At 58.6% G+C, this 21,197-nt stretch carries 16 protein-coding genes; 13 read left to right on the forward strand and 3 right to left on the reverse strand.

The features are described 5' to 3' along the window. Positions 1 to 7 precede the first annotated feature (7 nt). On the forward strand, positions 8 to 586 hold the full coding sequence (gene cmr6, locus ABD76_RS15065) for a type III-B CRISPR module RAMP protein Cmr6 (RefSeq protein ID WP_197258085.1): 579 nt from the start codon (positions 8 to 10) through the stop codon (positions 584 to 586). Between the two features lie 132 nt (positions 587 to 718). Here cmr6 and ABD76_RS15070 read toward each other — a convergent pair whose 3' ends face one another. The 3 genes from ABD76_RS15070 to ABD76_RS15080 all read right to left on the reverse strand — a co-directional run bounded on the left by ABD76_RS15070 (position 719) and on the right by ABD76_RS15080 (position 3,332). After that, the gene (locus ABD76_RS15070; protein WP_197258086.1) at positions 719 to 1,699 is read right to left on the reverse strand and encodes an electron transfer flavoprotein subunit alpha/FixB family protein; all 981 of its coding nucleotides are present in this window, start codon (positions 1,697 to 1,699) and stop codon (positions 719 to 721) included. 90 nt (positions 1,700 to 1,789) lie between these two features. Next, positions 1,790 to 2,548, reverse strand: a complete 759-nt coding sequence (locus ABD76_RS15075; RefSeq protein ID WP_197258087.1) for an electron transfer flavoprotein subunit beta/FixA family protein — start codon at positions 2,546 to 2,548, stop codon at positions 1,790 to 1,792. 199 nt (positions 2,549 to 2,747) lie between these two features. After that, the gene (locus ABD76_RS15080; protein WP_111153158.1) at positions 2,748 to 3,332 is read right to left on the reverse strand and encodes a TetR/AcrR family transcriptional regulator; all 585 of its coding nucleotides are present in this window, start codon (positions 3,330 to 3,332) and stop codon (positions 2,748 to 2,750) included. Between the two features lie 208 nt (positions 3,333 to 3,540). Between ABD76_RS15080 and ABD76_RS15085 the strand changes: the two genes are divergently transcribed. From ABD76_RS15085 to ABD76_RS15140, 12 genes are all read left to right on the forward strand, one after another. Continuing rightward, positions 3,541 to 5,715 carry a (Fe-S)-binding protein gene (locus ABD76_RS15085; RefSeq protein ID WP_197258116.1) on the forward strand — a complete coding sequence of 725 codons (2,175 nt, stop codon included), beginning with the start codon at positions 3,541 to 3,543 and terminating at the stop codon, positions 5,713 to 5,715. A 276-nt stretch (positions 5,716 to 5,991) separates the two neighbouring features. Next, on the forward strand, positions 5,992 to 8,388 hold the full coding sequence (locus ABD76_RS15090; RefSeq protein ID WP_197258088.1) for a 3-hydroxyacyl-CoA dehydrogenase/enoyl-CoA hydratase family protein: 2,397 nt from the start codon (positions 5,992 to 5,994) through the stop codon (positions 8,386 to 8,388). Positions 8,389 to 8,423: 35 nt separating this feature from the next. Further along, entirely contained in the window at positions 8,424 to 9,605 is a 1,182-nt protein-coding gene (locus ABD76_RS15095; protein WP_197258089.1) for an acetyl-CoA C-acyltransferase, read from the forward strand. Between the two features lie 30 nt (positions 9,606 to 9,635). After that, positions 9,636 to 11,420 (forward strand): acyl-CoA dehydrogenase family protein, encoded by a 1,785-nt coding sequence (locus ABD76_RS15100; protein WP_197258090.1) that lies wholly within the window; start codon positions 9,636 to 9,638, stop codon positions 11,418 to 11,420. A gap of 39 nt (positions 11,421 to 11,459) precedes the next feature. Then, a complete protein-coding gene (locus ABD76_RS15105; protein ID WP_197258091.1) occupies positions 11,460 to 13,139 on the forward strand; it encodes an AMP-binding protein in 1,680 nt (559 codons plus the stop codon). Positions 13,140 to 13,195: 56 nt separating this feature from the next. Then, positions 13,196 to 13,624, forward strand: coding sequence for a PaaI family thioesterase (locus ABD76_RS15110; protein ID WP_197258092.1), 429 nt, complete (start codon positions 13,196 to 13,198; stop codon positions 13,622 to 13,624). Between the two features lie 88 nt (positions 13,625 to 13,712). After that, entirely contained in the window at positions 13,713 to 14,972 is a 1,260-nt protein-coding gene (locus ABD76_RS15115) for a cellulase family glycosylhydrolase (RefSeq protein WP_197258093.1), read from the forward strand. Between the two features lie 196 nt (positions 14,973 to 15,168). Further along, positions 15,169 to 15,723: a delta-aminolevulinic acid dehydratase gene (locus tag ABD76_RS15120; RefSeq protein ID WP_197258094.1), complete on the forward strand. Its 555-nt coding sequence runs from the start codon at positions 15,169 to 15,171 to the stop codon at positions 15,721 to 15,723. Between the two features lie 800 nt (positions 15,724 to 16,523). Beyond that, positions 16,524 to 17,651 (forward strand): mandelate racemase/muconate lactonizing enzyme family protein, encoded by a 1,128-nt coding sequence (locus ABD76_RS15125; protein ID WP_197258095.1) that lies wholly within the window; start codon positions 16,524 to 16,526, stop codon positions 17,649 to 17,651. A gap of 228 nt (positions 17,652 to 17,879) precedes the next feature. Next, positions 17,880 to 19,244 carry an ABC transporter substrate-binding protein gene (locus ABD76_RS15130; RefSeq protein WP_242069582.1) on the forward strand — a complete coding sequence of 455 codons (1,365 nt, stop codon included), beginning with the start codon at positions 17,880 to 17,882 and terminating at the stop codon, positions 19,242 to 19,244. A 124-nt stretch (positions 19,245 to 19,368) separates the two neighbouring features. Further along, complete coding sequence (locus tag ABD76_RS15135; RefSeq protein WP_197258096.1) at positions 19,369 to 20,295, forward strand: carbohydrate ABC transporter permease; 927 nt, start codon at positions 19,369 to 19,371, stop codon at positions 20,293 to 20,295. After that, positions 20,295 to 21,179: a carbohydrate ABC transporter permease gene (locus ABD76_RS15140; protein WP_420901949.1), complete on the forward strand. Its 885-nt coding sequence runs from the start codon at positions 20,295 to 20,297 to the stop codon at positions 21,177 to 21,179. Before ABD76_RS15135 ends, ABD76_RS15140 begins: the two co-directional genes overlap by 1 nt. The last annotated feature ends 18 nt before the right edge of the window (positions 21,180 to 21,197 follow it).

The raw sequence follows: 21,197 nt of genomic DNA on the forward strand, positions 1-21,197 counted from the left end.
GCGGTTTGTGATACAGTTTCCCAGTGGGATCCAATTGCAATATGAGCCTGCCGACAAACTGTTGCTGGGCATCGGAGCGCTGTCGCCCTATAGCAATATATTGCTGATGACGCTTCATCCCGTCTACGGGATTCCTTATATCCCGAGCAGTTCCTTGAAGGGAGCCGTTCGCCATTGCTGGATACAAGAGGAGCATCAAGGCAATGAAAGCGAAGCGCTGAAGGATGATCTGTTTGTGAGATGCTTTGGCACGGGAACAGATAATGATCTGTCCGCATCGGCCGGACAACTCATTTTTTTCGATGCGTTTCCTACGACATCTTACACGATCGTTCTCGACGTGCAGACGCCGCATTTCAAAGACTATTATGAAACCAAAGGGGCGAATCAGCCAACGGACGCGATATCTCCCGTCCCTATCCTCATTCCGGCGGTAACGAAAACGAAGTTTTCGATTTTCATTGGCGCTGCGGAGGGGCGGCTTTCAGAGGAAGAGAGAAGCAAAGTGCGTGAGATGGTCTCGACGACGCTAAGCGAATATGGCTTGGGGGCAAAGACAGCCCTCGGTTACGGACTGGGAAAATAGCAAGGGCTAGCGATTCAGGACACAAAGCAGCTGCTGCCAAGGCGCTGCGGATAGTACAGCAGTACATCTTTCAATCATAAGAGGGGCATTCCAGCCGCATCGTGCCGGCTCGAATGCCCCTTAGTTGCTGCGCTACGCCTGCAGCGCCTGCTTGAACTGCTCGGTCAGAAGCGGCACGACCTCGAACAGATCGCCGACGATGCCATAGTCGGCGATCTGGAAGATCGGCGCTTCCGGATCCTTGTTAATCGCGATGATGACACGCGATTGGCTCATGCCGGCCACATGCTGGATCGCGCCGCTGATGCCGCAGGCGATGTACAACTCCGGCGTAACGACCTTGCCGGTCTGGCCGATCTGCAGCGCGTAATCGCAATAGCCCGCATCGCAGGCGCCGCGGGAGGCGCCGACGGCGCCTCCCAGCACCTCGGCCAGCTCCTCCAGCGGCTTGAAGCCGTCCGCGTTGCGGACGCCCCGGCCGCCGGAGACAATAATTTTCGCTTCGCTTAAATCCATCTTGCCAGCCGTATTCTGCACCACCTCGCGAATGACGGCTGCCAGCGGCGGCTCGGGGTACGCGATGGCCGATACCGGGGCGGTCCGGCCGGCTTCGGCTGCCGGCGGCTGGATATTATTTGGACGGATGGTGACAATCCATGGTCCCGCCAGGAACTTTTTCTTCTCCATCGCTTTGCCTGCATACAGAGGGCGAGTGAATAACAGCTCGCCGCTGCCGTCCGCCTCAATGGCGATGACATCGGAGATCTGTCCCGCGCCTAATGCGGCGGCCAATTGCGGAGCCAAATCTTTGCCCTGCGCGGTATGGCCGAAGAATACGCCATCCGGCTTCGCTTCCTGCACGACGGCCTGCAGCGCCGCAAAATAAGCTTCCGGATGATAATGAATAAGAGCGGAATGCTCTACGGTATAAATATGATCCACGCCATATGGGGCCAGGTCGGCTGCATGGCGCGCGGCGTCCGCCCCTATCACGGCTGCGTCCACGGTGCCGCCATCGCCTGCGGCCATGCGGGCCGCGCTGATCGCTTCATAGGATACCTGCCGGAGAACGCCGCCTTTCGTCTCGGCTACGACAAGAATCGTTTTGGACATAGTATATCCGCCTCCTCGGGAATATGGGTCTGCTCAAAAAAACTTTTTGAACAGGGTACTGTCACTGGCAATTTAGCAGAAGACGCCGGTCTATATGACCTTGGCTTCCGTGCGCAATAGCCGGAACAGCTCCTGCGCCTGCGCCGCCGGCTCGCCGGAGATCAGCTTGCCCGCCTGCCGCTGCGGAGGCAGGAACAGCTCCGCCTGCGCCGTGCGCGCCTCGGCGGTGATGCCGAAATCGTCCAGCGTCATCTCGCGAAGCGGCTTTTTCTTCGCCTTCATAATGCCCTGCAGCGAAGGGTAGCGCGGCTCGTTCAGCCCTTGCTGGGCCGTGAACAGCGCCGGAAGCGGCAGCTCGACGACCTCGGTGTCTCCTTCGGCATCCCGGGAGCAGACGGCGCGCCCGTCGGCGATCTCCAGCTTCGTAATGGCCGACACATGCGGAATGCCCAGGAGCTTCGCCAGCCGGACAGCCACTTGGCCCGCGCCGTTATCGACCGAGAAGTTGCCCCCCAGCACGAGATCGGCGGATTCCGTCCCGACGAAGGCGGCCAAAGCCTGCGCGACGGCATGTTCGTCCGTGCCGATGCGCTCGTCGTTGATCAAGACCGCTTCGTCGGCGCCCATGGCGAGCGCGGTGCGAAGGGCCTCGGTTGCCCGGTCGGACCCCACGGAGACGACAGTGACTTTGCCCCCTTGATCATCGCGGATGCGAATCGCTTCCTCGACCGCATACTCGTCATAGGGGTTAAGCACGAATTTGACATCGTCGTCCATGACTTTGCCGTTTTCGATGACGATCTTTTCCTCCGTATCGAAGGTCTGCTTGACTAATACGATGATATTCATCGTTCATTGCCCCTTTCGCTTGATTACCATGAAGGAAAGTGGAAAGTGCAATTCTGGATGAAGGGATGCAGCGCGCGTGGCGATTTTTCCCCATGGCGGATAATTATAAGTATTGATTTGATGGTGCAAAAAGTTCAAAAAGTGCGGTTTTCAGAATCGAAAGGTTGAAAACCTGACTTTTTCATACCCTCTAAAAAACTTAGGCCTCCAGCCCTTTGAGGAAGAAGCCTACCATACCATCCAACTGGCCGATGAGCGAATATTTCTGCCCGGAAATAAGCCAGGACGTCACGACTTCGTCCATGGAGCCGAAGATAAGCAGGCGGGTAAGCTTGACGTCGAGATCGGCGCGGAACACTTTCTCTTCGATGCCTTGCACGATAATTTTTTCAATGAGCACAATGTATGGCTTAATGATCTTTCCGATTTCTTTGCGGAGCTCGAGCGAGCTTTGTCTCAGCTCGATTTGGGTGACGAAGGCAAGGTCCGGGTTGTTCCCCAGTTCGGTAAAATGAATTTCACACACTTTGCGCAGCGCTTCCTTGGCTCCGGTCGTTTCTTCGAGGCTCGCGTGAAACTTGCCGATCAGCTCGCCAAGCTTCTCGCGGAACAAAGAAATAAGGATATCCTCCTTTCGCTTGAAATAAAGATAGATCGTACCGTCAGCGACTCCGGCCGTTTTCGCAATCCTGGAAACTTGCGAACGGTGAAATCCGTGTTCGGCGAATACTTTGACCGCAGCTTCGAGGATTTGGGAATATTTTTCTTTTTTCTGACTTGCCATGGAATCACCTCGGTGCTAAAATGTGAATCACGAATGAATGAACACTCATTCATTTTCTGCTGATATCATAAAATAGAACCGGATCCTTGTCAATCATTGGATCGGGAGACGGGGGTTCGCCCAGCGGAGGAGCGGCGGTATGAGCGAGCTGACAGCGCTTGCCGCAATGAGTTCATTCATTTGCAAAAGGGGAAAGGAGATGGTTCCGATGCCGGGAGCGATCGTGCAGCTCGTCCTGTTTTTGGCCGTCACGGGACTCGGCGTCTACGCGTTCGCCAGAGCGGTCATTCACCGGTATATGTATGTGAAGCTGGGACAGCCCGTGGAATGGGGCGGGCGCGCGAAGCGCAATTTGCGCGACTTTGCGGTTCAAGTGTTCGGTCAGACGAAGCTGCTCAAGGACAAGAAGAGCGGTCTGATGCACATTGTCATTTTTTATGGGTTCATCATTTTGCAAGTCGGTGCGCTGGATATTATCTATAAAGGATTGTCCGGCCGCCCGCTTCCGATTCCCGGCTATGAGGCCTTCGTGCTGCTGCAGGAAGTGACGGTGGCGCTGGTGCTCGTCGCCATGGGGTATGCCGCTTACCGCCGGTACGGCGAGAAGCTGGGGCGGTTGAAGCGCGGATGGAAGCCGTCCATCGTCGTCTTCTTCATTTTCTCGCTGATGCTGTCGGTGTTGCTGACGATGGCCTTCGAGCGTCTTGTCGAAGGGAAGGGCTTCTCGGCCTGCGCGCCGATTGCTTCTCTCATCGCGATGCCGCTTCAGGGCATGTCCCAGACCGCCGCAGAAGTGCTGTACATGGCATGCTGGTGGGCGCATCTGCTTATATTGCTCGCATTTCTCGTTTATGTGCCGCAGAGCAAGCATTTTCATCTGTTATCGGCTCCGGTCAATCTGCTGCTGCGCCGCACCGAGCCTGTCGGCCGCTTGCGGAAGCTCGATCTGGAGGATGAAGAAGCGGAATCATTCGGCGCCGGCAAAGTGGAGGATTTCACCCAAAAGCAGTTGCTCGATTTGTACGCTTGTGTCGAATGCGGGCGCTGCACCAACGTTTGTCCGGCTGCGGGCACGGGCAAATGGCTGTCGCCCATGCACATGATCGTCAAGCTGCGCGATCATTTGACAGAGAAGGGAGCGGCCGTCACCTCGCGTTCGCCCTGGATTCCGTCCTTCGTCTTCTCATCGAACGGCACGCACGGCATGCGGGCGGACGGATTGGATCTGGGCGATTGGCAGGGGGAGGGCGTGACCGACATCGGACCGACGATGCGGGCGCAAACCGCGGCATGGCAGACGGCGGCAGATCGCGCTCCGGGCGAACTGGAGCTGATCGGCGACATCATGTCGGAAGCCGAGATCTGGGCCTGCACGACGTGCCGCAACTGCGAAGACCAATGCCCTGTCGGCAACGAGCACGTCGACAAAATCGTCGATATGCGCCGCTATCTCGTGCTGACGCAGGGAAGCATGCCGCATGATGGACAGCGGGCGCTGCAAAATATCGAGCGCCAGGGCAATCCTTGGGGCATCAGCCGCAGCGACCGGGCCAAATGGGTGCGCGAGGTCGATCCCGAAGGCGTGCTGCATGTGCCGACCGTGAAGGAGAACCCGGAATTCGACATTCTGTTGTTCGTAGGCTCGATGGGCTCGTACGACAACCGCAGCCGCAAGGTGACGCGCTCGCTCGTGCGGCTGATGAACGAGGCCGGCGTGAACTTCGCCATCCTCGGCAACGAGGAGAAGAACTCGGGCGATACCCCGCGGCGGATGGGCAATGAATTTTTGTTCCAGCAGCTGTGCGAGGAGAATATCGCCACATTCCGGAAGTACAACGTGCGCAAGATCGTTACAGCCTGTCCGCACACCTACAACACGTTAAAAAATGAATATCCCGAATTCGGCCTGGAAGCCGAAGTTCTGCATCATAGCGAACTGCTTGACGAGCTGGTTCGCACCGGGAAGCTGGTTCCGCGCCATAAGGTGGAGGAACGCATTACGTATCACGATTCTTGCTATCTGGGGCGTTACAACGGCGTCTACGAACAGCCGCGCAACGTATTGCGTGCCATCCGGGGAGTCACGCTGCTGGAGATGGAGCGCAGCCGCGAGAACGGCATGTGCTGCGGGGCCGGCGGCGGCATGATGTGGATGGAGGAGACGGCGGGCAAGCGCGTCAACCTGGCCCGCACGGAGCAGGCGCTGGCCGCGAAGCCGACCGTCATTTCCTCGGCTTGCCCGTACTGCCTGACGATGATGGAAGACGGCACGAAGCTGCTGGAGGCGGAAGAAGCGGTGCAGACGCGCGACATTGCCGAAATTTTGGAGCTGGCCGTGTTCGGTTCCGTGAAATCGGACGACAGGCAGCCAGTTTCCGTGTAAAGGGATAACGCCAAGCATTTTTTACCCTAGTAAGTCATGAGTAAGCCAGCAAACAACCTCTTCTTATGTAATCGCAAAAAAACAACCTCCAAGATGCAACACCGCAATGATTATCGCCAACCAAGACCTACCCAATATAACCATTCATCTATGCGTCAACATCAAGCATACCCAAGTACCTGCTCAGCAGGGGCATCCAGAGCAAGCCAACCGCATATATAACGTTGTTCTCATCATGTGAAAAACAGACCATTTCAATTTGGGAGGGACTCGCATATGGTTCAACCGATTCAACGCGCCGCCGTCATCGGCTCCGGCGTCATGGGCGCGGCCATCGCCGCCCACTTGGCAGGAGCGGGCATACACTGTCTCTTGCTTGATCTCGTGCCGGCCCGGCTCACCGAAGCAGAGGCGAAGAAGGGACTCACGCTTGAGCATCCCGCCGTGCGCAACCGCCTGGCCGTTGACGCCATCGCGCGCTTGAAGAAAACGAAGCCGGCGCCGCTGTACAGCGAGGCATTCGCGGCACGGATTACGCCGGGCAATCTGGAGGACGACCTGCCGAACCTGGCCGGCGTCGATTGGATTATCGAGGTCGTCGTCGAACGGCTCGATGTCAAACGAGAGCTGCTCGGACGCATCGAAAAAGTATGGAAGCCGGGCACCATCGTGTCGTCCAACACCTCGGGCATATCCATCAATGAGATGGTTTCCTCCTGCGGCGCGGAATTCAAGCGGCATTTCTTAGGCACTCATTTCTTCAATCCGCCGCGTTATATGAAGCTGCTTGAGATTATTCCGGGAGAGACGACCGATCCGGAGATCGTGTCCTACATGCACGGGTTCTGCGAGCGCCGGCTGGGCAAAGGCGTCGTCGTGGCCAAAGACACGCCGAACTTCATTGCGAACCGCATCGGCACGTACGGCCTGCTCGTGACGCTGCGCAACATGATGGAACTCGGCTACACGGTAGAAGAAGTCGATGCCGTCACCGGGCCGGCCTTGGGGCGGCCGAAGAGCGCCACCTTCCGCACCCTCGATCTGGTCGGGCTCGACACGTTCGTTCATGTGGCGGCCAATGTGCATGGACAGACGGCGGCGACGGCGGAGAAGGACGTGTTCAGCGCTCCTGACGTGCTGGGCCGCATGGTGGACCGGGGCTGGATTGGCGAGAAGCAGGGCCAAGGCTTCTATAAGAAAGTGAAGACGGAATCCGGCACGCAAATCCAGGCGCTCCGCTTCGACACGATGGAATACGAGCCGGTGCGCAAAGTCTCTTCCGCTTCGCTCGAAGCGGTCAAGGCCGTCAAGGGAGCCGGCCATAAAATCAAGGCCCTGCTCGGCACGAAGGATCGTTATTCCGAGCTGGCCTGGAATACGCTCAAGCCGGTGCTGCTCTATTCGGCGCACAAGCTGGGCGAAATCGCCGATTCGATCGCCGACATCGACAACGCGATGAAATGGGGCTTCAATTGGGAGCTCGGCCCGTTCGAGGTATGGGACGCGATTGGCCTGGTCAAGGCAGCCGAGCGGATGGAGGCCGAGGGCGACGTGCTGCCGGAATGGGTCCGCGCCTGGATTGACGCCGGGCATACCAGCTTCTACGAGCAGCGGAACGACCAGCGATTCTACGCCCATGGCGGGGCGTGGAGCGAGCTGGAGACGCCCGCGGAGCATATTTCGCTGCGGCGGCTCAAGCAGCAGAACAAGGTCGTGCTGTCCAACCCGGGCGCGAGCTTGATCGATATCGGCGACGGGGTCGCATGCCTGGAATTCCATTCGCCGAACAACGCCATCGGAGCGGACATCCTGACGATGATTCAGCAGAGCGTGGAAGAAGTGCGCCGGAACTACCGCGGGCTCGTCATCGCGAATGAGGGGCGCCACTTCTGCGTCGGCGCGAATGTGATGCTGCTTCTCATGGAGGCCCAGGAAGAGGAATGGGATGAGATTGATCTCATCATCCGCCAGTTCCAGAATACGATGCTGACGCTGAAAAGGCTGGAAAAGCCGGTCGTGGCGGCGCCGCATCAGATGACGCTCGGCGGAGGCGTGGAAGCGTGCCTGCCGGCCGACAAAATCATATTCTCGGCGGAGACGTACTTCGGTCTCGTCGAGACGGGGGTCGGCCTCATTCCGGCGGGCGGAGGCTGCAAGGAGATGGCGCTGCGCTCCAGCCGGATGGCGGGCAGCACGGACGCGGACCTGCAGGCGTTCGTGAACAGCTATTTCGAGACGATCGCGATGGCGAAGGTCTCGACCAGCGGCCACGACACGAAGCGGCTCGGGTATATGGGACCGCGCGATTCGGTCATCATCAATCCAGACCGCCGCGTCTATGAGGCGAAGATGGCGGTGCTGGAAATGGATCGCGCCGGATACGAGCCGATGGAAGAGGAGCGCATCCGCGTCGTCGGCGAACCGGGCAAGGCGGTGATGCAGCTTGGCGCCTATACGATGCAGCTTGGCAACTACATTTCGGATCATGATCGGCTGATCGCCAACAAGCTGGCCCATGTGCTGGCAGGGGGCAATGTGCCGGCGAACAGCCTGGTCAGCGAGCAGTACATGCTCGATCTGGAGCGCGAAGCCTTCCTGAGCCTGTGCGGCGAGCCGAAGACGCAGGCGCGCATGCAGCATATGCTCGCCAAGGGCAAGCCGCTGCGCAATTAATGTCCTTCCACACTATGAAATGAGGGGAGATCGCAATGAAAGAGGCAGTCATTGTATCGATGGCGCGCACGCCGGTCGGCAGAGCCAAGAAGGGGAGCCTCGCGCAGACGCGCGCCGAGGACCTGGGCCGCATCGTATTGGAGGAGGCTGTCCGGCGCGCGCCGGGCTTGAACAAGTCGGACGTCGAGGACGTCATCCTCGGCTGCGCCATGCCGGAGGGCGAGCAAGGATTGAATATGGCGCGCATCATCTCGCTGTATGCCGGCTATCCGGATACGGTGCCGGCCGTGACGATTAACCGGTTCTGCGCCTCGGGGCTGCAGTCGATCGCGTTCGCGGCGGAGCGAATTATGGCAGGGGGCGCGGAGACAATCGTGGCTGGCGGCGTGGAAAGCATGAGCGCGGTCCCGATGACCGGGTTCAAGCTGGCTCCGCACCCGAAGCTGGTGTCCGATATGCCGGAGGTCTACATGGGCATGGGCTACACGGCGGAAAATGTGGCGAAGCGGTTCGGCATCAGCCGCGAAGAGCAGGATCGATTTGCGGCGAACAGCCACCGCAAAGCGGCGGCCGCCATCGCCGCAGGGAAATTCCGCGACGAGATCGTGCCTGTCGCCACGGTGCAGAAAGGGGTCGGCAGCGACGGGCGTCCGTGGGAGAAGGAGATCTCGTTCGACATGGATGAATGCGTACGCCCGGATACCACGGAGGAGGTGCTCGCCAAGCTGAAGCCCGCCTTCGCTCTGGGAGGCAGCGTCACGGCAGGCAACAGCTCGCCGATGAACGACGGGGCGGCGGCCTGCGTGCTGATGAGCGCCGAGCGCGCGCAGGAGCTAGGGCTGAAGCCGCTCGCGGCCTTCCGCGGCTTCGCGCTGGCCGGCGTGGCGCCCGACATTATGGGCGTCGGCCCTGTCGAAGCGATCCCGAAGGCGCTGCGCAAGGCGGGGATCACGCTTGATCAGGTCGATCTGATCGAGCTGAATGAAGCGTTTGCCTCGCAATGCCTGCAGATTATCCGCCAACTGGAGCTGGATGAGAGCAAGGTCAATGTGAACGGCGGCGCGATTGCGCTCGGCCATCCGCTCGGCTGCACGGGCTCGAAGCTGACGGCGACGCTGGTCCATGAGCTGCGCCGCCGGGGCGGCGGCTACGGCGTCGTCTCGATGTGCATCGGCGGCGGGATGGGGGCCGCCGGCGTGTTCGAAGTATTTGCCTAATCACAACTTTAAAATGAAAGGAAGATCTCGATGACTGTGTTGGATCAGAAAGTCAAAGGCGGCAGCTTTGTTATTGATGATATCGCGCCGGATGCGATCGTCACGCCGGAAGATTTCACCGAAGAGCAGCGCATGATGATGGATACGACTCGCGATTATGTGGAAGGCGAGGTGCTGCCGAACGACGAGGCGATCGAGAAGCTGAACTATGACCTGACGGTGAAGCTGATGCGCAAGGCCGGCGAGCTCGGCCTGCTCGGCGCCGACATTCCGGAAGAATACGGCGGCTTGGGGCTCGACAAGGTCAGCTCCACGCTGATCGGCGAGACGCTGACGAAGGCGTCCGCCTTCGCGCTCTCCATCGGCGCGCATGTCGGCATCGGCACGCTGCCGATCGTGTTCTTCGGCACGCCGGAGCAGAAGAGCAAATATTTGCCTGACCTCGCGACAGGGGCCAAAGTCGCCGCTTATTGCCTCACCGAACCGTCATCCGGCTCGGATGCGCTGAGCGCCAAGACGACGGCGAAGCTGTCGGAGGACGGCAGCCACTATGTGCTCAATGGCTCCAAAATCTTCATCACGAACGCAGGCTTTGCCGATATTTTCATCGTGTATGCGAAGGTGGACGGCAAGGACTTCACCGCCTTTATCGTGGAAAAAGGCATGGAGGGCTTTACGATTGGACCGGAAGAGAAGAAGATGGGGATCAAAGGCTCTTCCACTTGCCCGCTCTTTTTCGAGGATGTCAAGGTTCCGGTGGAGAACGTGCTCGGCGAGATCGGCCGCGGACACGTGATTGCGTTCAATATTTTGAACATCGGCCGCTTCAAGCTGGGCGCGGGTTGTCTCGGGGCGTCGAAGGAGGCGATCGAGCTGAGCGTGAAATACGCGAGCGAGCGCAAGCAGTTCGGCAAGGCGCTTACTTCCTTCCCGCTTATCGGCCAGAAGCTGGCGGATATGAACATCGCCACCTATGTGACGGAATCGATGGTGTACCGGACATCCGGGCTGGTGGATTCTGCGCTCAAGGATATCGATTATAAACAGCCGGATTCGGGCCAACTGATGGCCAAGGCGATTGCCGAGTATGCGCTGGAATGCTCGATTAACAAAGTGTTCGCCTCCGAGGCGCTTGATTTCGTCGCGGACGAAGGCGTGCAGATCCACGGCGGCTACGGCTTCACGCAAGAATACAAAATCGAGCGCATTTACCGCGACTCGCGCATTAACCGCATTTTTGAAGGCACGAACGAGATCAATCGCCTGCTCATTCCGGGCATGCTGCTCAAAAAGGCGGCCAAAGGCGAGCTTCCGCTGATGCAAAAGGCGCAGGCGCTGCAGGCCGAGCTGATGTCGATCGTCACGATGCCGGATTCGGGCGAAGCGATGGCGCTGGAAGGACATCTGGTCTCGATGTCGAAAAAGGTATTTCTCATGGTCGGCGGTCTGGCGGCGCAAAAATACGGAACGTCGCTTGAGCAGCATCAGGAAATCTTGAGCAACCTCGCCGATCTGATGATCCTCGTCTATGCGATGGAGAGCGCTCTGCTGCGCACGCGCAAGCTGATGGCGAAGAGCGGCGAGGAGAAGGCGAAACTCGCCATGCAGATGACGTCCGTCTATGTGCATGAGACGCTCGCCGATATCGAGCGCATCGCCAAGAGCACGCTGGCGGCGATGGAATCCGGCGACATGCTGCGCACCCAGCTCTCGATTCTGAAAAAACTGACGAAAAGCTCGCCGATCGATGCGATCAGCATCAAGCGCGATATCGCGGCACGTGTCATTCAAGCGGAAAAATACGCGGTCTCGTAATACGCGGGGGCACTCTCCGCGAGGAAGGGATGGTTAGGTATGCCATTGGAGAAGCCATGGCTCCGTCATTACCCGCAGGAAATTGACCCGACGTATCAGTACCCGCGACATAACGTCGCTCAATTTTTAATCGATGCGGCGCGGGATTGTCCCAATCGTCCCGCGCTCGAATTCATGGGTAAGCAGCTGCGGTACGAGCGGCTGCTTGAGGAGAGCTGCCGCTTCGCCAATGCGCTTGCGCGCCTTGGCGTCGGCCGCGGGGAGCGGGTGGCGATTATGCTGCCCAACTGCCCGCAGACCGTCATCGCCTATTACGGCACGCTGATGGCCGGCTGCATTGCCGTGCTCACCAATCCGCTCTACAAGGAGCGCGAGGTGGAGCTGCAGCTGGCCGATTCCGGCGCCGCGGCGATCGTGACGCTTGACGCCCTTTATCCGCGGGTGCGTGCCGTAATGGCGCGTACCCGGCTGCGTCATGTCATCGTGACGTCGATTAAGGATTACTTGCCGTTCCCGAAAAACATGCTCTACCCGATCAAAGCGAAACGGAGCGGCCATGCGGTGGAAGTGGAGTATGGGGAGCAGGTCCATGCCTTCGCTTCGCTGCTGAAAAGCGTACCGCCCTGGTTCACCTGCGTCGAGGTCGACCCGGAGCAAGATCTGGCGCTGCTGCAGTATACGGGAGGCACCACGAGCACGCCCAAGGGCGTGATGCTGACTCACGGCAACCTGGTTGCCAATACGATGCAATCGCGCGCCTGGTTCTATAAGGTGAAGCAGGGGGAAGAAATTTTTTTGGGAGCGCTTCCTTTTTTCCATGTGTTCGGCATGACCGTATTAATGAATCTGTGCACGCTCTGCCGGGGAATGAACGTGCTCGTGCCGAAGTTCGAGCCTGCCGAGGTGCTGCGCAGCATCCATCGGCTGCGCCCGACGGTGTTCCCGGGAGCGCCGACCATGTACATTGGGCTCATCAATCATCCCGATCTGCACAAATATGATCTGTCTTCCATCCGCACGTGCATCAGCGGCGCCTCTTCGCTTCCGGTTGAAGTCCAGGAGCGATTCGAGGAGCTGACCGGCTGCGTGCTTATCGAAGGCTATGGCCTGACCGAAGCGTCGCCGATTACGCATGCGAATCTGTTGTGGGGCAAGCGCAAGCACGGATCCATCGGGATTCCGTTCCCGGACACCGATGCGAAGATCGTGGATGCGGAGACGGGAGAAGAGGTGGCCGAAGGCGAGGTCGGGGAACTGATCGTCCGCGGTCCGCAAGTGATGAAGGGGTACTGGAACAGGCCGGAAGAGACGATGAAGCAGCTTCGGGACGGCTGGCTGTTCACCGGCGACTTGGCGCGGCAGGACGAGGACGGATTTTTCTCCATTGTCGATCGGAAAAAAGATCTGATCATCGCCGGCGGCTTCAACATTTATCCGCGCGAGGTGGAGGAAGTGCTGTTCGAGCATCCGAGCGTGCAGGAAGCTGTCGTGGTCGGCATGCCCGATGCGTACCGCGGGGAGACGGTCAAGGCTTATATCGTGCCGCGCGCCGGAAGCGCGCTGACGGCGGAAGAGCTCAATGTCTGGTGCCGCGAGCGGCTCGCTTCCTTCAAGGTGCCGCGCCAATACGAGTTCCGCAGCGAGCTGCCGAAGACGATTGCCGGCAAGGTGCTGCGCCGCAAGCTGCTGGAGGAAGAAGAGATGCTGCTGAAGCGGTAAATGCCGGCCGGCCGCCGCAGCGGCATTGAAGGAAGGAACGGCGGAGGTGAGAAAAGATGAAGCGACAATCGGCAGCTCCCGCGTCCATCGGCGGCGTGCCGCTTGAACAGTTGTTCGAGCAAGCGCGGGGCACCTTCTGGGAATATCTCGGCTGCGAGGTGGTTACGGCCGAGCCGGGCAAGGTCGTCCTGAAGCTGGATGCCGGGCGGCATCATCTGAATGCTATCGGCATCGTGCATGGCGGCGTGCTGTCCTCCCTGCTCGACAACGCGATGGGCTTGGCCACGATGCTGGCTCGTCCCGGGGAGAATACGGTGACATCGAATTTGAACGTTCACTTCGTTGCCCCGCTGCATGAGGGCGAACTGCGCGTCACGGCGGACATTGTGCATGAGACGCGCCGATCGATAACATGCACCGGGCAAGTATTCGGCGCAGACGGCCAGCTTGGCTCGCTTGCGACGGCGACGTTCCGCGTCATTTGACGCCGACGGCGGCCGGCAACGATGATTTGGAGAAACGCCCCTGGCAGCTTTGTGCCAGGGGCGTTGTTGCGATCTGGCGCAGCGGCGCTTGATCCGGCTGGCGCATCAGCATCGGATCCGGGTCTTCCTCGACATGCATCAGGATCTGTACAGCACGCTGTTCGGCAACGGCGCTCCTGCCTGGGCGACCTTCACCGATGGAGAGCGGTATGAGCCGGGACAGGTATGGAGCGATGCGTATTTGTTCAACAAAGCGGTCCAGAAGGCGTTCGATCATTTCTGGCGGAATACGCCGGCTTCCGACGGAGCCGGGATTCAGGATCATTTTGCGCAGGCGTGGGGGCATCTGGCGCGGAAGCTGCATGCGGAGCCGAATGTTATCGGCTACGATCTGATCAATGAGCCGTTTATCGGCAGCGGGGCGGAGCAGGCGATGGCCGCGATCTTGGCCAAATATGCGGAGCTGTACGCCGCCCGGTACGGGGAGACCGATCCGGCGGAGATGGTCGCGGCCTGGATGGATCCGGAACGGAAGCAGGCGGCCCTCCGCCTGCTGGAGGACGCGGATCTGTTCCGGCAGGTGATCGATGCCCCAAGCCCGGTGCTGCAAGCGTTCGAGGCCACGGCGCTCTCCGCGCTGTACCGGAAGGCCGCGGCGGCGATTCGGGAGTCGGACCCGCACGGCATGCTGTTCCTGGAGACGAATTATTTCTCCAATCTGGGCACCCGAAGCATGATTGAGCCGGTGACTGACGCGGACGGCAGTCGCGACGAGCAGCAGGTATATGCTCCGCACGCCTATGATATGGTGACCGATACGGAGCTGGCGCATACGGCGAACGACGCGCGGCTGGAGCTGATTCTCACCCGCCACGAAGAGACGCGGCAGCGGCTGGAGATGCCGCTGCTTGTCGGCGAATGGGGCGCGTTCTACGGCTCGCGCGACACGGGGCATGTGTCGCTTCACATCCAGCGCCTGCTGGAGAAGCTGCTCTGCAGCGACGCCTATTGGGATTACACGCCGGATATGGATCGCAGCCCGTCCTTCCTCGGCGTGCGGCGCGGCTATCCGATGGCGGTCGCCGGCAAGCTGAAGCAGTACCGCTACGAGCATGCGATCGGCTCCTTCAGCATGCGCTGGGAGGAAGCGGGCGAGAGCGCGGCGCCGACGATCGTCTATTTGCCGGATATTCGCCATGCTGCGCCCGGGACCGTGACGCTGCAGCCGGAGGGCGAACGCTATACGCTCCAGCCCATCGAAGGCTCGCGTGCCGGATACATGATCATCCCGCCGGTTCAGCGCGGGAACCGCAGTTTGATCATTGCGGGCAAGCCGCCGGAATGCTGATTTTGACAGCGGCAGCGCATGTATGATAGGATGTTAGATATATTTACCATCATTACGATTATAGAAGGAGTTATTTTTCAATGAAACGATCGATTTACCTCTAACGCATTGCTTCCGCAGACCGGGCCCGGGCTCCTCCTGCTATTCGGCAAGATATTCCGGATAGATGGGTAACATATTTGAGGAGGAGATAAGCATGAGTAGACCGGAAATGAACGTCGCCTTGGTGTGCGGCCCGGATTGCGATATGGACACGCAAGCGATCCGTGCGGCTTTGGAATATTTCGGAGCACGGGTATTTACGTATTGGATTGGAAGACCGAGTGATTTCAATGCGGTGCTGTCGGGAGAGGATCTGTATCCCGGCATGGACCTGATTATCCTCAACTTCCATGGCGATGAAGGACAATTCTGCATGCCCGAATTGGGAGAGGACGTCTATGAGGAGGACGAGCCGCGCGGGGATTACGGCCCGGAGGAGATTCGGCGGTATGCGAAGCTGGATCATCAGATCGTCATCGGCAACGGGTGCTCCCTGGGCAATCCGGCATTGGCGCAAGCCTTCCTGGACGCGGGATGCAAGATGTATATCGGACCGGACGACTACCCGGAAGGCACCTCGGCGCTGATGTTCGTGCTGCGTCTCGCCTACGAGATGATTCAGAACAAGAAGGGCGTGCAGGAAGCTGTCGAGGTAGCCCGCGCGATGGATGAGGAGAACCTCTCGATGTACCGGATCTACACGGCTTAATGGATCCAATAGGGAAGAAGAAGAGTCTTGGCGGTATCCGCCGAGACTCTTTTTTTGGCAGGTCCGGGATTCTGCCTTATTTCGCCCTCATCCTCTTTCTGCTCATGGCTGGAATCCTGCATAAGTACAGTAATTTCTTGCTTTATAGCAAATAGTAGGAACTATTCCTGCAAATCTACATCATTTTCCTCGAAAAGTCCTCCTTCCAAGCCGAAGTAAGCGAAATTGCTGCGTTATTGCAGGCTTCACTTTGGTGAGAAGCGGCTTACCCGAAAAAACTGCATTATTGCAGTTTTCGACGGGTGAACCAGCAGCATACTGACTGTCAGACTGTGTACGCATCCCGCATTATCCGATCGAGAAGAACGAAAGCAAGAGGAACGAAAGCAAGAGGTACGCAAGTAATGAAACGCAAGTAAGATATACGCAAGCAATAGCTGCGCAAGCAAGGGGAACGCGATGAAGAGGTACTCAAGCGCCTAGCAAGGAAGCCGATTACGAAAGTGTCCCGCGGACGGCTGCTGATTCGGTCCCGGACTGGCCGGTCGAGAAGAACAGGGCTGCACTTGTCCTTCACTCCCCGGACAGCCGCTGCTTCGAGCTTGGTCTTGCCGGGGGGGAGCGGGGTGCAAGCGCGAGCACCCGACCGGACTGGAAGCAAGCCCGCTGCCAGCCCCTTTCCGAGCGCTCCCGGAGTGGAGAAAAATTCGTCTTTAAATAGGCAAACTGAAGATTTGTTCTCATGTATCGAGTATGATGTGATCAAGCATATGGCGGAACGAATCAAGGGGGATGATGATATGAAAATTGCCCGCATCGACGTGTTTCCTCTTCGCCTGCCGATGAGCCAGTCGTTCACGATATCCAATGGGGCCGTTGGGGAAGCCGGCATCGGGGCGCCTCATGTCTATGTGCGAATTACCGCGGACAACGGCGTATGCGGCTGGGGGGAGGCCAGACCGAGCCCCCGTTGGAGCTACGAAACTTTGCAAACGGTTACAAGCACAATCGAGCGCAATCTCCGTCCGGCGCTGATCGGCATGGAGGCCAAGGACTGGAAGACGATTCACCGGGTGATGAACCGGGAGATTCGGCCGGGTCCGGGCAGCGGCCAGCCGATTGCGAAGGCGGCCATCGATATGGCGCTGCATGATCTGATCGGCGCCGCCGAGCGGCGCACGCTGGCGGATCTGTGGTACTCGGCCCCGAATCCGGAGCTGAAGCTGTCGTATCTCATCAGCACGCCCAGCCCGGAGGAAGCGGCGCGCAAGGCGGCATACGCCGCAGCGAACGGTTACGAAGCGGTCGATGTCAAGCTTGGGCTTGACCCGAAGCGCGATCTCGCGGTTGTGGAGGCCGTGAAGAGCGAAGCGCGGGACCTGTTCTTCCGGGCCGATGCGAATCAGGCCTATAATCTGCCGCAGGCCGTCAAGCTGGCGAAGCAGATGGAGCGGATAGGAGTCGATGTATTCGAGCAGCCGCTGCCTGCCAACCAGCTTCACGGGCACGCCGAGCTGCGCCGCAAGACATCGCTTCCGATCGCATTGGACGAGAGCGTCTGGACGCCCGGGGATCTGATGCAGGCGATTCAGGCGGAAGCATGCGACACCGTCGTCATCAAGGTAACGAAGATGGGCGGATTGGCCGGGGCCAAGCGCTGCGGCGAGCTGGCCCGCGATGCGGGGCTGGATCTGCTGGGGGGCGGGCTGACGGAGTCGCGGCTCGGGTTGACGGCCAGCGGCTGGCTGTTCCAGTACCTGGACATCGCCTATCCGGCCGATTTGAACGGTCCGCTGTTCCTGAGCGATGATCCGGTCGAGACGGGCCCCGTTATCAAGGAGGGCCGTGTTCAATTGCCGGCGGCGCCGGGAATCGGATGCGTCATTTCCATGCAGAAGATAGAACAATATGCTGCCCGTGACGACTAGCGGATATTTTTTTATCGAAAAAGGAAGAGATATCCATCGTTTCTTCGTGATTGGGAAGCGGAATCCACTATTTCCGCAAAGACGATACTTGCGGCACTAGGGCACGAACCGGTGCATCTGAATACTGGGAGGAGGTGAGGCTTTTATCCATATGCCGACAAGCGAAGGAAGCGCATTCCGTAATTCGGCTTGTTCACCTAATCGAATCGATAAAGGGAGGCGTTCATGATGACACAGATGACAGAGAAGAGAAAAAAAGCGCTGGCGTTGCTCTGCTCCGTCGGAATGCTGCTGACGCTATTGGCGGGATGCGGCGGCAGCGGATCGGGCGCGAATGGGGCGAATCCGGCAGGTTCCTCCGGGAAAGCGGGCAAGGAACAGGGCGAGAAGGTGGAGATTGCCTTCTGGCACACCTACACCGATACCGATGCGGGGCCGATCAACAAGGTCGTAGAGAGCTTCAACAAGAGCCAGGATCGGATTTCGGTCAAAATTTTGGGCAATCAGGACAGCACGAAGCAGTTGACGGCGATCTCCGGCGGAGCGGCTCCGGATATTTTGCTGACATTCTGGAACAACATCGGGCCTTGGGCCGAAGCGGGGGCCGTCATGGATCTGACGGACAACATCCAGAAGGACGGCTTCGACGTGAATGCGTTTATCCCGGCCGCAGCGGAGCGCATGAGCATCCATGGCAAATATTACGGAATGCCTTTCACGATGAGCATGGCGAACTCGCTGATGTATAACAAAAAGGCATTCGAGGAAGCGGGCATTGCGGCCCCCCCGGAGACGCTGGAGCAAATGTTCGAGATGGCCAAGAAGCTGACGAAGCGGGACGGCAGCGGCAATATCAAGCAGATCGGATTCATTCCGGATTACCCGTGGATCGACAACGTGTTCTGGCCGATCATCTTCGGCGGTTCCTGGTATGACGAGAGGACGGGCAAAGTCACGCCGAACCATCCGGCCAACGTCGCGGCGATCGCGTACCAGCGTTCCTTCTATGACGAATTCGGCGCCGACCAGATCGCGAAGTTCAAATCCGGGATGGGCAAGCGCGGCACGCCGCAGGATCCGATGCTGACAGGCCAGTTGGCCATGTATATCGGCTGGGAGTACAATTTCCGCGACGAACGGGCGGAGGACGGCCCGATCGGCGTAGCTCCATTTCCTTATCCGGCCGCGAAGCCGGAGCTGAAAGGATCGGGGATGGTCAGCCCGCGCGCCATATTCATTCCGGCCAAGGCCAAGCATCCCGAGGAAGCATGGGAATTCATGAAGTATTTGATGACCCGGGATACGCAGGTCGAGTTCGCCCTGGAAGCGAAGGTCATTCCGACGATCAAGGCGGCGCTGGATGACGAGCGTCTCCGCGCGGACGCGAACAAGACGATGATCCCGTTCCTGGAAGCGGCGAAGAGCGAGAACCTGCAGGGCTTCCCGAACAGCTCGTACATTAACGAATATTTGCAAGCGCTGTCAGAGGAGACGGAGAAAGCGCTGAAGGGCACGCAGTCCCCGCAGGAGGCCATGGATAAAGTCGCGCAAAAAATCCAACCGCTTGCCGATAAGGCGGCCCGCAAGCAATAAATACGGCGCGGGCCGGACGATTCGGCCCGCTTCCCGCCCGGGCCTTGATTTAAGGGGCGATGCTCCTTCCAAGGTCCGGCAAGGGGGATTTGCGCACGGCAGATGACAGGAAGGAGGCGAGCGAATGGACAACAGCAGCAACATTGCCGGCATTCGCAGACGGGAACGGAAGACGTTGATTATCGGCTTGCTTTTTACCAGCCCGTGGATTAACGGTTTTTTGGTGTTTCAGCTTTATCCGATTGTGACCTCGTTCTATTACAGCATGACGGAATATAATTTGTTCTCGTCGCCGGCATGGGTCGGATTGCAGAACTACCGGGATCTGTTCCACGACGACAAGTTTTTCTTATCCATGTATAACACGCTGTATATTACGGTGTTCGGCGTCGTCCCGCATATGGCGTTCGCGCTTGGGATGGCCCTGCTGCTTAATATGAAAATAAAGGGCCAAAGCATATACCGCACCATCTATTTCCTGCCGACGCTCGTTCCGGCGGTCGCCGGCTCGCTGCTCTGGCTGTGGATTCTGAATTCGCAGTACGGCCTGATCAATATGCTGCTGGAAAGCATCGGAATCGTCGGTCCGAACTGGCTGGTCGACCCGGATTGGACCAAGCCGTCGCTCATTTTGATGGGCTTCTGGGGAACGGGAACGATTACGGTCATGTATTTGGCGGCGCTGCAGGACGTGCCCCAGATTTTTTATGAGGCGGCCGAGATTGACGGGGCCAGCCGCTGGCGCAAATTCTGGTCGATTACCTTCCCGGCGATTTCGCCGATGACGCTGTTCCAGTTAATCATGATGCTGATCGGGTCTTTTCAATATTTTACGGAAGGCATGGTGTTCGCAGAGGCGTCTCAATCGATCGGAGGGCCGGAGAACTCGCTGCTCTTCTACTCCATTTATTTGTACCAGCAGGCTTTCTCCTTCCTCAATATGGGATACGCGGCCGCGATGGCCTGGATTCTGTTCCTCGTCGTCATAACGTTCACGCTGATTATCTTCCGGACGTCGGCCCGCTGGGTGTACTACGGAGGTGAGAAATAATGGCGAATTTTGCGACAGCCCTGAGACCCGGAGGCCGCGCGGCGCGGATGCGGCGAAGCTCCGTCAGCCGTTCGCTCCGCAGCATCGTCAAGCATGGGCTGCTGATGCTGGCGGGATTATTTTTCCTCGGTCCGTTTGCGTATTTGCTGTTAACGTCCGTGAAGTCGATAGACGAGATTTTTGCCGTTCCGTTCGTCTGGTGGCCGGAGCGTTTCTATTGGGACAATTATTCAAATGCGGTGAACGCCATTCCGTTTTTCCAATATACGCTGAATACCGTATTCATCTCGATGATGTGCGTACTGGGCGAGCTGCTTGCCGCCCCGCTGGTGGCGTACGGCTTCGCCCGGATTCCGTTCAAGGGGCGGAACATTCTGTTCATGATCATGATGGGCACGATTATGCTGCCTTCCCAGACGACGATGATTCCGCTCTATGTGCTGTACAACAAGATGGATCTGGTCAATACGTTCTGGCCGCTGATTCTGCCGGCCTTTTTCGGGGCGGCCTACTATATTTTCTTGCTGCGCCAGTTCTTCATGGGCATCCCTTACGAGCTGACCGAGTCGGCCAAAATCGACGGCGCCTCGGAGTTCCGGATCTACTGGCAGATGATCCTTCCGCTGTCGAAGCCGGCCCTGTTCACGGTCGGGCTGCTCGTGTTCCTTGGCTCATGGAAGGATTATCAGATGCCGCTCATTTATTTGAACGATCCGGCAAAATGGACCTTGTCCGTCGGGCTTAAAGCATTTATCGGCGAATATAACATCGAATGGGGCATGCTGATGGCGGCTGCCGCCCTGTTCACGATCCCGATCGTCATGTTGTATTTCTTCGTGCAAAAAGTCTTTATTCAAGGGATCACGCTGACCGGAATGAAATGACGGGAGTGCAGAATACGG

Origin of the sequence: Paenibacillus dendritiformis, assembly GCF_015845845.1 — a bacterium.
Lineage (GTDB): Bacteria > Bacillota > Bacilli > Paenibacillales > Paenibacillaceae > Paenibacillus_B > Paenibacillus_B dendritiformis_C.

What these genes read in the sequence shown, in the direction of transcription:
- ABD76_RS15135 (WP_197258096.1), top strand. Translation starts at nt 19,369, where the DNA reads ATGGACAACAGCAGCAACATTGCCGGCATTCGCAGACGGGAACGGAAG.
- ABD76_RS15070 (WP_197258086.1), bottom strand. Translation starts at nt 1,699, where the DNA reads ATGTCCAAAACGATTCTTGTCGTAGCCGAGACGAAAGGCGGCGTTCTC.
- ABD76_RS15080 (WP_111153158.1), bottom strand. Translation starts at nt 3,332, where the DNA reads ATGGCAAGTCAGAAAAAAGAAAAATATTCCCAAATCCTCGAAGCTGCG.
- ABD76_RS15075 (WP_197258087.1), bottom strand. Translation starts at nt 2,548, where the DNA reads ATGAATATCATCGTATTAGTCAAGCAGACCTTCGATACGGAGGAAAAG.
- ABD76_RS15125 (WP_197258095.1), top strand. Translation starts at nt 16,524, where the DNA reads ATGAAAATTGCCCGCATCGACGTGTTTCCTCTTCGCCTGCCGATGAGC.
- ABD76_RS15110 (WP_197258092.1), top strand. Translation starts at nt 13,196, where the DNA reads ATGAAGCGACAATCGGCAGCTCCCGCGTCCATCGGCGGCGTGCCGCTT.
- ABD76_RS15100 (WP_197258090.1), top strand. Translation starts at nt 9,636, where the DNA reads ATGACTGTGTTGGATCAGAAAGTCAAAGGCGGCAGCTTTGTTATTGAT.
- ABD76_RS15095 (WP_197258089.1), top strand. Translation starts at nt 8,424, where the DNA reads ATGAAAGAGGCAGTCATTGTATCGATGGCGCGCACGCCGGTCGGCAGA.
- ABD76_RS15105 (WP_197258091.1), top strand. Translation starts at nt 11,460, where the DNA reads ATGCCATTGGAGAAGCCATGGCTCCGTCATTACCCGCAGGAAATTGAC.
- ABD76_RS15130 (WP_242069582.1), top strand. Translation starts at nt 17,880, where the DNA reads ATGACACAGATGACAGAGAAGAGAAAAAAAGCGCTGGCGTTGCTCTGC.
- ABD76_RS15120 (WP_197258094.1), top strand. Translation starts at nt 15,169, where the DNA reads ATGAGTAGACCGGAAATGAACGTCGCCTTGGTGTGCGGCCCGGATTGC.
- ABD76_RS15090 (WP_197258088.1), top strand. Translation starts at nt 5,992, where the DNA reads ATGGTTCAACCGATTCAACGCGCCGCCGTCATCGGCTCCGGCGTCATG.
- ABD76_RS15140 (WP_420901949.1), top strand. Translation starts at nt 20,295, where the DNA reads ATGGCGAATTTTGCGACAGCCCTGAGACCCGGAGGCCGCGCGGCGCGG.
- ABD76_RS15085 (WP_197258116.1), top strand. Translation starts at nt 3,541, where the DNA reads ATGCCGGGAGCGATCGTGCAGCTCGTCCTGTTTTTGGCCGTCACGGGA.